Origin of the sequence: Dactylosporangium sp. NPDC050588 (assembly GCF_040654975.1) — a bacterium.
GTDB classification, from domain to species: domain Bacteria; phylum Actinomycetota; class Actinomycetes; order Mycobacteriales; family Micromonosporaceae; genus Dactylosporangium; species Dactylosporangium maewongense.
Map to the genome: position 1 here is coordinate 1 of NZ_JBFAJA010000173.1, position 12,510 is coordinate 12,510.

Genomic DNA, 12,510 nt, shown 5'->3' on the forward strand with positions numbered 1-12,510 from the left:
GCCCAGCCCCCCCCCCCCCCCGGCCCCGGGGGGGGGGGGGCGCCCCCCCCCCCCCCCCCCCCCCCACACTCCTGCCCCCGTCCCAGGTTTGCCGACTTACCAGTTACAGCAATCCGGTAACCAGTAAGCCGGCAGGTCCATACCGCTCAGCCGGATGAACCGCCGGGTGCTTGGTGGCGCTTGGCGCCTGGTGGTCAGCGCGACAGGCGACGGTACTGCCTGATCGACAGCGGCACGAACACGGCGGTGAGCAGCGCGGGCCACAGCAGCGCGGGCCAGGTGTCGCCGCCGCCGGGGTTGCCGAAGAGGGCGCGGGTCGCGTCCGCGGTCGCGGACAGCGGGTTCCAGTGTGACAGTGCGCCGAGCCAGTCCGGCATGTCCTGCGGTGAGGCGAGCGCGCTGGACAGGAACGCGACCGGCCACACGAGGATCTGCACCGCGACGAGCAGTTGCGGGTTGCCGCTGAGCAGCCCCAGGTACACGCCGACCCACAGGACCGCGAACCGCAGCCACAGCAGCAGCCCGATCGCGGCCAGCGCACCGGCGAACCCGTCGTGCCAGCGCCAGCCGACGGCGAGCCCGCATCCGAGCATGACGAGCAGCCCGAGCGCCGAGGTGAGCAGGTCCGCGAGGGCCCGGCCGGTGACCTGCGCCGACGCCGCCATCGGCAGGGACCGGAACCGGTCGGTGACGCCGCGGCCGGTGTCGGTCGCGATCGCCGCGAACGTCGACTCGACCCCGAACAACATCGTCATCGCGAACATGCCGGGCAGCAGGTACTCGCGGTAGTCGCCACCGCCGGCGACGCTCATCCCGCCGCCGAGGACGAATCCGAACATCAGTACCAGCAATACGGGAAACAGCAGCATGACCACGATCTGCGCGGGCTGCCGGGCGAGGTGCGCCAGTTCCCGCTGGGTCATCACCCAGCCGTCGTGCAGCGCCCACTTCATGCGGTCACCAGTTTCAGGAAAGCCTCGTCGAGGGTGGGGCGGCGCAGGGTGATGTCCTCGACGCCGGGGATGCCGGCGGCGAGCGCGAGGGCGGCGACCCGGTCGTGGACGGGCACGCTGACCCGCTGCCCGTCGACGGTGACCGGGCCGAGGACGCCGAGCCGGTCCGCGGCGGGTGCGGGGTCCCCCGCGGTGACGACCTCGAGCCGGTCGGTGCCCTTCAGCGAGGCGGGCGTGCCGTCGGCGATCACCCGGCCGTGGTCGATGACGCAGATCCGGTCGGCGAGCTGGTCCGCCTCGTCCAGGTACTGGGTGGTGAGCAGCACGGTCGTGCCGCCGGCGACGAGCCGCCGGACCGCGGCCCACACCTCGGCGCGGCCCTGCGGGTCGAGGCCGGTGGTCGGTTCGTCCAGGAACAGCACCTTCGGGGTGAGGATCATCCCGGCGGCGAGGTCGAGCCGGCGCCGCATCCCGCCGGAGAACTGCGCCGCGGGTTTGCGGCCGGTGTCGGCGAGCCCGAACTGTTCCAGCAGTTCGTCCGCGCGCCGTTTCGCCACGGTACTGCCGAGGTGGCTGAGCCGGCCGAACATGACCAGGTTCTGCCGGGCGCCGAGCAGCTCGTCGACGGCGGCGTGCTGCCCGACGAGCCCGATCGCGGCCCGCACCCGCTCGGGGTGTCTCGCGACGTCGTGCCCGGCGACGGTCGCGGTCCCCGCGTCGAGGCGGACCAGGGTGGCGAGGATTCGGACGAGGGTGGTCTTGCCGGCACCGTTCGGGCCGAGGAGCCCGTGGACGGTCCCTGCCTCGACGGTCAGGTCGAGGCCGTCGAGGGCCGCCTTCCCGCCGTAGTGTTTGCGAACGTCTCGCGCGTCAATCACGTTATACAGTGTATAGAGTTTGGGTGGAAGTTGCGACTCGACGTTCCCGCGTGCGCCGCCGCGCTCGGCCTCACGTACATCGGACCGTGCCCCGGCGGCGAGGTCGGCGCCGGCTACGTCCTGCTGCCCGACGGCCGCCGCGCCGTCCTGACCAGCGGGAACGCCGCGTCCGCCCCGCTGGTCACGATCGCCCGCGCCGCCGGGGTCCCGGCACCCCGCTACGAACGCGTCGCCGACGTCGCCGGGGTCACGGTCGTCGTCCAGGAGCTCCTGCCCGGCCTGCCCCCGGCGGCCACCGACCGCGCCGTCGTCGACGCGATGCTGGCGGTGAGCGCCCGCTGCACCGGCCTCCTGCGGGATTCCGGATTGCCGCCGCGGCAGCTGTACCTGCACAGCGACGGCCCCGGGTTCTCCCACCACGGTTCGCTGGCCGGACACTCCGCCCGCTCCGCCGACCTCCTCGCCAGGATCGAGGCCAACCCCATGGAGGTGCTGCCCGGCGACGACCTCGTCCACTTCGACTTCCACCCGGGCAACGTCCTGGTCTCCCCCACCTCCGGCCTCCCTGGCAGCGCCACCGGCCCGTCCGGAACGTCCCCGTCGTCCGCCCCGTCATCTGCCGGCATGATCGACGCCAGTGATGCCACTGCCGCCGCGGGCAACGACACCGCCATCGGCGCGAACGACGCCGCCGTGACGGTGACCGGCGTGGTCGACTGGGACGGCGCCGGCCGCGGCAACCGCGCGTTCGACCTGGTCACGCTCCTGTTCGTGCTGTCCCGCCACGCCCCGCACCTGACGGCGCCGATCCGCGACGCGGCGGTCACGCTCGCACCCCTGGACGTCCTCGCCGCCTGCTGGGCACACATGTCACTCCGCCAGGTCGACTGGTCGATCCGCCACCACACCGCCGCCGAGGTCGACGCCTGGCTCACCGTCGCCGAATCCGCCCCCTGGCCCCACCGCTGAGAGCAACGCCGCCCCTGAGCCCGCCACTGAACCGGAGCCACCACTGAACCGGAGCCGCAGCCGGTCAGAGCTGCCGGTCAGAGCTGCCGGTCAGAGCTGCCGCCAACCGCAGACCTGCCGACCAGCTGCCACGACGCGCTCCGCACGCCCCGGGGACACTCTCGACCGCATCGCCCGGCGGATCGTCGCCCGTCATGCCGCCGGTCCACCGCCCGCACGAGCCTGGAGTCGGCCACAATTCCGGGCCGGCACGTCAGGCGAAGGTTGAGAACCCCAACTCACCTGCAAGGGCCGGTGCCAGCCACGCTCGGCCGCCGGCCACGTTCAGGGGCGGGCCGGCATCGACGGCGCGGAATCGCTGAGCACCGGAACGTCCGCGGCGTCCACCGAACTGGCCTCCATCGCCCGCGAACCGGCCGCTGCCGTCGCCAGCTGGGGTGCGGGCGAGCGCAGCACGAAGGCGGCCACGCCGATCGACACGAGTAGCAGCACCGCCCCGACCGTGAACGCGAGCCGGTACCCGGCCGTCAGCGCGGCGGCCTCCGACGCGCCCGCCGCGAGCCGCCCGGCCGTCCGGGACGCCGCCGCCGTCGACAGCGCGGCGACGCCGAGGGCCATCCCGAGTTGCTGCGTCGTGTTGAACAGCCCGGACGCCAGGCCCGCGTCGTCGGGGCGGGCGCCCGACATGCCCAGGCCCGTGATTGCCGGCAATGCCAATCCGCCGCCCGCGATCAGCAGCATCACCGGCAGCAGGTCCGGCACGAACCGGGCGTCGACCGGCAGCCGCGTCAGCCACCCCAGCGCGAGCACCAGCAGGCTCAGACCCGCGATCAACGCGCCCCGCTCACCGATGCGCCCGATCACCCGTGCCGACACGACCAGCGACACCACGGCGATCGACAGCGCCGCGGGCAGCATCGCCAGGCCGGTCTGCAGGGCGGTGTAGTGCAGGACGCGCTGCATGTACAGGGCGACCAGGATCTGGAAGGAGAACATCGCGCCGATCATCAGGATCTGCAGGACGTTGGCGCCGGCGACCTGGCGGTTGCGCAGCACGCGCAGCGGCATCAGCGGGGTGCGGGCCGTGGCCTGCCGGGCGACGAACCCGGCGAGCAGCAGCACCGCCGCGGCCGCGGTCACCCAGCGCCAGGCGGGCTGGACAACCGCCGCGATGCCCGCCATCAACCCGGCGGTGACCAGGAACGCGCCCAGGACGTCCGCGCCGGCGCGCAGGCCGAGCCCACGGTCGGCGGGGACGAACCGCATGCCGGCGAGCACGGCGACGCCGATCGGCACGTTGATCAGGAAGATCCAGTGCCAGCTCAGCAGGTCGGTGAGGACGCCGCCGAGGACCTGGCCGATGGAGGCGCCGGCCGCGCCGGTGAACGCGAACACCCCGAACGCCTTCGCGCGTTCGCCCGGCGCCGGGTACAGCGTCACGACGATGCCGAGACTGACGGCGCTGGCCATCGCACTGCCGGCGCCCTGCAGGAAACGGGCCGCGACGAGCATCCCCGGGCCGGTGGCGAGCCCGGCGAGGACGGACGCGGCGACGAAGACGACCGTGCCCGCGATGAGCATGCGACGGCGGCCGAGCAGGTCGCCGAGGCGTCCGGACAGCAGCAGCAGGCTGCCGAACGCGATCAGGTACGCGTTGACGACCCAGGTCAGCCCGGAGGGGGTGAAGCCGAGGTCGGTCTGCATGACGGGCATCGCGACGGTGACGATGCTGCCGTCCAGGATCGTCATGAGCATGCCGGTGGCGAGGACGGCGAGCGCCGCCCCACGGTTGGTGTCCATGGCACGACCGTAGCAGATCGTCCGCTACGGAACTATATGCAAGAGACCTACTGTCGTGCCCGTCGCACTCCCGGCGCCTCCGACGGCGTCGCGCAATGCCCCTGCGCGAGCCGCGTCAACGCCCTCACCAGCACGTCACGCTCGTCCGTCGGCAGCGAGTCCAGGGCCGCCGCGTGCACGCCGTCGGCGATCTTCTGGCTCCGCGCCGCGATCTCCGCCCCGGCTGGCGTCACCGCGATGATCCGGGCCCGCCGGTCGGTGCTGGACTGCCGGCGCTCCGCGTACCCGGCCTTCTCCAGCGCGTCGACGGTCACGACCATCGTCGTCTTGTCCATGCCGCCGATCTCGGCGAGCTGGATCTGGGTCCGCTCCACGCCGAGCGCGTGCACGAGGACACAGTGCATCCGCGGCGTCAGCCCGATCTCCCCGAGCGCCGCCGCCATCTGCGTGCGCAGCACGTGACTGGTGTGGTCCAGCAGAAACGACAGGTCGGGCTCGACCCGGGACGGAGCGGTCATACGTTCGAGCGTACCAATGCGACTGCCGGCGGATGATCTGTCAGGAAACCGTCTGCGACCCTCCGGGTCCTGGTCCGATGGTCGTACAGTGCGCGGGTGATTGCTGTGCGGTACCGCCTCGGCATCGACTTCGGCACGTCCAACACCGTCGCCGTCATCCACGAGACCGGCGGCCGCAGCAGGCCCGTCCTGTTCGACGGCTTCCCGCTGCTGCCGTCGTGCGTGTGCCTGGCGCTGGACGGTCAAGGGCTGCTCGTCGGCCGCGAGGCGATGCACGCCGCCCGCGTGCACCCGGAGCGTTACGAGCCGCACCCCAAACGCCGCATCGACGACGGCACCGTCCTGCTCGGCGACACCGAACACCAGGTCGCGACCCTCATCGCCGCGACCCTCGCCCGGGTCCGGGCCGAGACGGTCCGCACCATGGGCGGCGAACCCGGCACCGTCGTGATCACCTACCCGGCCGCGTGGGGCCCGCGCCGGCGCTCCGTGCTGCTCGACGCCGCCCGCCTCGCCGGCCTCGGCACGCCGCAGCTCGTGCCGGAGCCGGTCGCCGCGGCCGCGTTCTTCGTCGCCGCGACCGACGCCGCCGTGCCCGTCGGCAGCCGCGTCGTCGTCTACGACTTCGGCGCCGGCACCTTCGACGCGTCCGTCGTCACCCGCACCGCCACCGGCTGGGACGTCATCGCCAGCGAAGGCCTCGACGACGCCGGCGGCCTCGACGTCGACACCGCGATCGTCGGCTACCTCAGCACCGTCCACTCCGCCGCCCACCCCGACGAGATGCGCCGCCTCACCAGCCCGCAGACGGTCGCCGACCGCCGCGCCAACCGCAACCTGTGGGAGGACGTCCGCACCGCGAAGGAGATCCTGTCGCGGTCCGCGTCGACATACATCCACGTGCCGCTCGTCGAGCAGGACGCGCCCCTGGGCCGCGAACAGCTCGAACGCCTCGCCCGGCCGGTCGTCGACCGTACCGTCGCGCTCACCCGCACCGTCCTCACCTCCGCCGAACCGGCCCGCCCCCTCGCCGGCCTGTTCCTCGTCGGCGGCTCCAGCCGCATGCCCCTCGTCGCGACACTGCTCCACCAGGCCACCGGCGTCGCCCCCACGGTCCTGGAACAGCCCGAGCTCGTCGTCGCCGAAGGCAGCGCCCGGCCCCTCGCCACGACCGGAGCCCAACCCGCAGGCGACGCGGCAGATGTACGCCAATCCGCCGCCGACCCGCTCTGGCCCCAAGCCGCTCCGTCACACGTCCCCGCCACGGGACCGGCGGCCGCCGCGGACGGCTCGATCCGCGGCGTCGCCGCCGTCCGCGCACCCCAGACCCGGCCATCGGTGCCGCACCAGCCGCCGACGCCCGTGTCGGGCGCCGCCGCCGGCGCGGTGTACGGCACCCCGGCGGCCGCAGCTCCCGCCGCCCCGCCACCCCAGGGCTCCGCGCCGCCGGCACCGGCGTCAGCGCGGCCCGCAACGCCACCACCGGCCTCCGCGCAGCCCGGGACGCCGCCCGCCGGTGCCTCCGCCGGCGCTCCAGCCGCCGAAACTCCGATGTTTTCGATCCCACCGGTGTCCGGCCGCCCCGCCGCGGCCGCTCCACCGCTTGGTGCGGGCTGGAGCGGCGCAGGTCTCTCCGTGTCCAGCCCTCCGGATGCGGCCCGGTCGACGTCCTCACCACCCGAGCAGGCGTGGCCCGACAACGGCCCCGTCTGGCCCGTCTCACCCGCCGCGTCCGGATCCGCCGCCCCGACGAGCCCAGCCGCCCACACCCCGCCCGCACCAGCGGGCCCCGCAAGCAATTACCCGGCAATCAGCAATCCGGTAATCAGTAATCCGGCCCGATCTGCGAACTCCGCCGCCCGCCAAGGTGCCGCGAGCCCGGCGGACCCGGTGAGCCCGGCCGGGGACCGCGAGCCGGCGGTTGCCGCGTTCGGCGCCGGCGCACCACCCTCGGCCACCATACAGCCGGCACCAACGACGCAAACCCCGGCCGCGGCGACGACTCCGGCGCCCGGCGCGGTGCGCAAGGCACTCGTCACCGCCGGACTGCTGCTGGGCGCGCTGCTGCTGTTCGGCTTCCTCGGCCGGAAGGCGTACAACCACGAATGGCACCTGCCGTTCGAGTTCTCCGACTGGCGCTGGTGGATCGGCGAGGCTCGCATCTACTTGTTCCCGGGGTTCGTGCTGTGGCTGGCGTACCTGTTCGCGGCGCCGGCCAGCCGCCCCGTCGTCCGCACCGTCGCCTACGGTCTGCTCCTCATCCCAGCGATGATCATCATGGCGGAGGTCGGGGTCGTCGTCGGCTGGGCGGGCGGCACCACAGGCATGTTCGTGCTGCTCATCATCGGCCTGCTCGCCACGGTCGCGCTGCTCGCCGCCCGCCGGAAGCTCGACGGCACGGAGGTGAAGCCGGTGTTCGGCCGCACCGACGCCGGCGGCCTCGCACTCGGCGTGACCGTCGCGATCCTCGCCGCCGCCCCCGAGTACCGGTACCTCATCGAACTCTTCGAATCCGGCGACGTCGGCCTCGTCGACGCACTCAAGATCAACGATGTGCCGATGCTGCACTGGTTCGTGTTCGGCCCGTCGGTCACGCTCGCGTTCGCCGGCCTGGCCGCGGCGGTCGGCCGGATCGTCGCCCTGACCATGCCCGCCGTCACCCGCTGGCTACCCCGCATCGCCGCGGTCGTCCTCGTCCTGGGCGCCCTCGTCGCCGTCTCCCGGATCACCACCGGCCTGTACGACTGAGCCACCGCACGACCACCCCACACCTCACGGCGCTGACGGTGGTCGCTGTTTCGACCGTACGGACCGGCCTGGCGATGCCGAGCGCCTTACGCGCCGCGCCGGGTCCGGCGTCGCCGGCGAGACGGACTGCCGGCCGGATGACGGGGCATGCAGGCGGCCAGACAAGCGGCGTAGCGGGCCGACGACCAGCAGCGTGAACGTCCCGGCGGGCCGGACAGCGTGGCAGGCAGACGATGCGGTCGCCGGAGGTCAGACGGCGTGGCGGGCGCGGTACAGGAAGCGGTACAGCCACCGGTACTGCCACAGCCCACGCCGGCCGAGCAGGGCCAGGACGGTGCCGATGAGGACGGCCCAGCCGCCGAGCGTGGCAACGGCGCCGACGGGTCCGCCGGTCACCGGGAGCGCCGCCGCGGCGTGGTGGACGGTGACCGGTGTGGCCAGGTAGCGCAGGGTGTTGTCGGCGGCCAGCCCGGCGGCGACGAACGTGTGCCCGCCACGGTGCAGGCCGGCCGGCACGACGACCAGCAGCGTGAACGTCCCGGCGGCGTCGGTGTACGCGGTGCCGAGCGGTTGCGGGGTCGAGTACACGACGACCTCGACCGCGGTGCCGGGCTTGAAGCCGCCGCCGCTGATCGTGACCGCCTCACCGGTAGCCGGATTGTCGGTACCAACAATCCGGCCAGCGGTGGCATGGGTCGGTGGTGCGGCGGCCGGGACGACCACGGGCGCCGGGTCCTGCAGGACGGCGAGCGTCGCGGTCACGTCCGGCGCGGGCGCGTACCGCCGGTCGCCGCGCTGGTGGGCGACGAGCACGCATCCACCGACGGCGAGCGGCGTCACCGTCGTGCCGTCCACCGAGCACGTGTCGGGACTTCCACTGCTGAACGTGACAGGCAGCCCCGACGAGGCCACCGCGACCAGACCGACCGGCCCGTCGGACACCGCGACCGGCGACGGCGCGGCGAACGTGACCGCCTGCGGCACGGCCGTGATCCTCACCGTCCGCGTGACCCGCCGGGCCGGCGCCCACTCGGCGTTACCGGCCTGCACGGCATGCAGCGTGCACACGCCGGCGGCGAGCGGCGTGACCACGGTGCCGGTCAGACCACCCCCTACGGCGCCGGCGCCGTTGCCCCGTGCGTTGTCCGCCATGGCGCCGTCCGCGGCATCCCGCACGTTGCCGGTTACGGCGCCATCCGTGGTGCTGCCTGGTGCGCCGTCTGGTGCGCCGCCCGTCACGGCGCCATCGGTGGTAAGGCCTGGCGCGCTGCCTGGTGCGTTGCCCGTTGCGGCGCCATCGGTGGTGGGGCCTGGCGCGCTGCCAGGTGCGTTGCCGGTTACGGCGCCATCCATGGTGGGGCCTGGTGCGCCGTCTGGTGCGCTGCCCGTTGCGGCGCCATCGGTGGTGTCGTCTGGCGTGTTGCCGGGTGTGCTGCCCGCCGCGGTGTTTCGGACGGAGCCGGTGACGGTGCAGACGTCCGGGGTGTTGCTGGACACCGAGACCGGCAGGTATGACGTTGCGGACGGCGTCACCGTCAGCGGGCCGTCGAGCACGGACCGGGTGTCAGGCTGCGGGAACGTGATGCTCTGCGCGCCACGGGCGACGGTGAACGTGTGGGTCACCGGCGGCGCGGCGGCATGGGTGGCGTCGCCGCGCTGAGTTGCCGTCACTGTGCATCTGCCCGGGGTGCGGAGCGTGACGGCGGTGCCGGCGATGGTGCACACCTTTGGCGTATTGCTGGTAATGGTGACCGGCAATCGGGACGTCGCAGTCGCGGACACGCGGACGGTCTCGTCGGTGAGGGGTGTGGTGGGCGGGGCGGGGAACGTGATCGTCTGCGCGTCGCCGGTGACCGTGAAGGTGGCGTCGACGGCCTGTGCGGGGTCCCAGCGGCCGTCGCCGGGTTGGGTGGCGCGTACCTCGCACGCGCCGGGGACGCGAAGGGTCGCCACGGCGCCGGCGACGGTGCAGACGGCGGGGGTCGACGCGGTGTAGGTGACGGGCAGCCCGGACGATGCGGTCGCCCGCAGCGTGACGGTCGCACCGGCCGCGGTCGTGGATGGCGGCGGGAACGTGATCGTTTGGGTGCCCTTGACGACGGGGAAACTGATCTCGACGGCCGCCGCGGCGGACCAGTCCCCAGTAGCGCCCCGGGTGGCGCGCAGCACGCAGGTGCCGACCGTGTGCAGCATGACGATCGTCCCGACGGCAGCGCCGCCCGTGGACGTGCCGCCGGTAGAGGTCCCGGTGGAAGACTTTCCAGCGGAAGAACCGCCGCTGGAAGAACCGCCGGTGGAAGCCCCGGCGGCAGGCGCGTCGGCGGCACTGCCGGGAGCGGATGAGCCACCGACGGACGCGTCTCCAGAGGAGCCCCCGGAGGAGCCGTCCCCGGTGGAGGAACCGCCAGGCAAGGAACCCCCGGTGGTAGCGGCTCCAGACGAAGAGCCGGCGGAGGAGGAAGGTCCCGGGGAAGACGCACCGGCGACGGTGCACACAGCCAGGTTCGCGCTGGTGACGGTGACCGGCAGGCCCGACGACGCCGACGGTGTGACCGTCACCGTGCCGGCCGGCAGCGGCGCCGGGCCCGGCGTGGGGAACTCGATCGTCTGCCCGCCCCGGCCGACGGTGAACCGCCGCTCGACCCGGGGCGCGGGCGCGTACCTGCCGTTACCGGACTGTGCCGCCCGCAGCACGCAGGTGCCGGCGCCGACCAGCGTCACCCGGCGGGCCGACACGGTGCACACAGAGCGGTCGCGGCTGGTGACGGTGACGGCGAGCCCGGACGTGGCGGCGGCGTCGACGTGGACGGTGCCGGTCGTCATCGCCGTGTCGGCGGGGCGGGGAAATCGGATTGTCTGCGCCAGTTTTCCGATAATGAACGAGTCGTCGGCGCGGGGCGCGGGGGCGTATTCGTCGTTGCCGGGCTGGGTGGCGCGGACGGTGCAGGTGCCGCCGGCGACGAGGGTGACGGTGCCGCCCTTGACCTTGCACGTGCGGGGCGTCGCGGTCCGGTAGGTGACCGCGAGCCCCGACGACGCGGCCGCCGACACCTGGACCGTCCCGATGGTGACCGAGACGTCCGGGGTCGGGGTCCACGTGATCTTCTGGGCGCGGCCGAGGACGGCGAAGGACGAGCTAGCCGGCTCCGCGGCGGCGAAGGAGGCGTTGCCGGCCTGGGTGGCGCGGATCGTGCAGCGACCCTGCCGGTGCAGGGTGACGACGTCACCGTCGGCCGTGCACACGTCGCCGCTGGTGCTGGTGTAGGAGACGGACAGCCCGGACGAGGCGACCGCCGCGACGGAGACGGTGCCGGTGGTCAGCGGCGTGTCCGCGGTGTCCGTCCAGGTGATGTGCTGCTGCGCGAGCTCAGCGGCGGCCGCCGAGCCCGGCACCGCGAGGGTCCCGCCGATCGCGGCCAGTACCGACGCCGCCAACGCCGACAGAGTCCGTGCCGGGCCTCGTCGCAGCAGCACCCCGAACGCCGCCATCGCGGTCTCCCCCGTCCGTCCCCCGGTTGGAGGCGACGACAGGCCCGCCGCCCCGCAACCGAAGACCGTAACGTAGAGTGACTATGCGACTACGCAGAATCGAGAGGACTGCTCCTAGACGAACTGCGAGCCCTCCTCCGCCTTGCGCAGCAGCAGCGCCGGCGGTTCGAAGCGGGCGCCGTAGCGGGCGGCGAGCTCGCGGCTGCGGGCGACGAACCCGGGCAGCCCGCCCGAATACTGGTTGATGTATTGCAGGACGCCGCCGGTCCAGCCGGGGAACCCGATGCCGAGGATCGAGCCGACGTTGGCGTCCGCGACGCTGGTGAGCACGCCCTCGTCGAGGCACTTCACCGACTCGAGCGCCTCGGCGAACAGCATCCGCTCCTGCATGTCGATAAACGGAATATCGGTCCCGGAAACCCGGAAATGCTCCTGCAGCCCCGGCCACAGCCGGTCGCGCTTGCCGTCGACGTACTCGTAGAAGCCCGCCCCGCCGGAGCGCCCCGGCCGGCCGAACTCGTCGATCATCCGGTCGATGAGCGCGTCGGCGGGCGTCGGGGTCCACGCGTCGCCGTACGCGAGCCGGATCTTCCGCGGCAGCGTCAGGGTCAGCTCGTCCATCAGCGCGAGCACCGCCGCCGGGTAGCCGGCCTGCAGGCTCGCCTGCTCGATCGACGGCGCCGCCACGCCCTCCGCGAGCATGAGCAGCCCTTCACCGGTGAACGTGCCGATGACCCGGCTGGTGAAGAACCCGCGGCTGTCGTTGACGACGATCGGCGTCTTCTTCAGCTGCCGGACGACACCCAGCGCCCGGTCGACAGCAGCGGCCGACGTGCCGGCGCCGCGGATCACCTCGACGAGCGGCATCTTGTCCACGGGCGAGAAGAAGTGCAGCCCGACGAAGTCCTCCCGCCGCGTCACCCCCTCGGCCAGCAGCGAGATCGGCAGCGTCGAGGTGTTGGAGCACAGCAGCGCGTCCGGCGCGACGACGTCCTGGATTTCCGCGAACACCTTGTGCTTCAGCGCCGGGTCCTCGAACACCGCCTCGATCACCAGGTCACACCCGGCCAGGTCCGCCGGGTCCGCGGTCGGCGTGATCCGGCCCAGAATCTCCGAAGCGGGCAGGAACGGCTTCTTCGCCAGGACCCGGGCCGA

The 12,510-nt window shown here is 73.3% G+C and carries 8 protein-coding genes; 2 read left to right on the forward strand and 6 right to left on the reverse strand.

Annotated elements, in window-relative coordinates:
- Window positions 1–194 precede the first annotated feature (194 nt).
- Window positions 195–953 carry an ABC transporter permease gene (locus tag AB0I21_RS56605; RefSeq protein WP_360574230.1) on the reverse strand — a complete coding sequence of 253 codons (759 nt, stop codon included), beginning with the start codon at window positions 951–953 and terminating at the stop codon, window positions 195–197.
- Window positions 950–1,831 (reverse strand): ATP-binding cassette domain-containing protein, encoded by an 882-nt coding sequence (locus AB0I21_RS56610; RefSeq protein WP_360574232.1) that lies wholly within the window; start codon window positions 1,829–1,831, stop codon window positions 950–952. The genes AB0I21_RS56605 and AB0I21_RS56610 overlap by 4 nt, the downstream gene beginning before the upstream one ends.
- Window positions 1,832–1,861: 30 nt before the next feature.
- On the opposite strand from AB0I21_RS56610, the gene AB0I21_RS56615 reads away from it, so the two are divergent.
- Complete coding sequence (locus AB0I21_RS56615) at window positions 1,862–2,800, forward strand: hypothetical protein (RefSeq protein ID WP_360574234.1); 939 nt, start codon at window positions 1,862–1,864, stop codon at window positions 2,798–2,800.
- 324 nt (window positions 2,801–3,124) lie between these two features.
- Here the strand turns inward: AB0I21_RS56615 and AB0I21_RS56620 are convergent, their stop codons facing one another.
- Together AB0I21_RS56620 and AB0I21_RS56625 are read right to left on the reverse strand one after the other, a co-directional pair.
- Window positions 3,125–4,600: an MFS transporter gene (locus AB0I21_RS56620; protein ID WP_360574236.1), complete on the reverse strand. Its 1,476-nt coding sequence runs from the start codon at window positions 4,598–4,600 to the stop codon at window positions 3,125–3,127.
- Window positions 4,601–4,647: 47 nt separating this feature from the next.
- A complete protein-coding gene (locus tag AB0I21_RS56625) occupies window positions 4,648–5,118 on the reverse strand; it encodes a MarR family transcriptional regulator (RefSeq protein WP_360574238.1) in 471 nt (156 codons plus the stop codon).
- A 96-nt stretch (window positions 5,119–5,214) separates the two neighbouring features.
- Here AB0I21_RS56625 and AB0I21_RS56630 point away from each other — a divergent pair, with 96 nt between their 5' ends.
- The gene (locus AB0I21_RS56630) at window positions 5,215–7,866 is read left to right on the forward strand and encodes an Hsp70 family protein (RefSeq protein WP_360574240.1); all 2,652 of its coding nucleotides are present in this window, start codon (window positions 5,215–5,217) and stop codon (window positions 7,864–7,866) included.
- A gap of 249 nt (window positions 7,867–8,115) precedes the next feature.
- Here AB0I21_RS56630 and AB0I21_RS56635 read toward each other — a convergent pair whose 3' ends face one another.
- Together AB0I21_RS56635 and AB0I21_RS56640 are read right to left on the reverse strand one after the other, a co-directional pair.
- Window positions 8,116–11,355: a hypothetical protein gene (locus AB0I21_RS56635; protein WP_360574242.1), complete on the reverse strand. Its 3,240-nt coding sequence runs from the start codon at window positions 11,353–11,355 to the stop codon at window positions 8,116–8,118.
- A gap of 114 nt (window positions 11,356–11,469) precedes the next feature.
- Window positions 11,470–12,510: 3-hydroxyacyl-CoA dehydrogenase family protein (locus tag AB0I21_RS56640; protein WP_360574244.1), on the reverse strand; the 1,041-nt coding region annotated here is incomplete at its 5' end.

Coding starts and splice junctions, on each gene's coding strand:
- AB0I21_RS56605 (WP_360574230.1), bottom strand. CDS start 953: ATGAAGTGGGCGCTGCACGACGGCTGGGTGATGACCCAGCGGGAACTG.
- AB0I21_RS56620 (WP_360574236.1), bottom strand. CDS start 4,600: ATGGACACCAACCGTGGGGCGGCGCTCGCCGTCCTCGCCACCGGCATG.
- AB0I21_RS56625 (WP_360574238.1), bottom strand. CDS start 5,118: ATGACCGCTCCGTCCCGGGTCGAGCCCGACCTGTCGTTTCTGCTGGAC.
- AB0I21_RS56635 (WP_360574242.1), bottom strand. CDS start 11,355: ATGGCGGCGTTCGGGGTGCTGCTGCGACGAGGCCCGGCACGGACTCTG.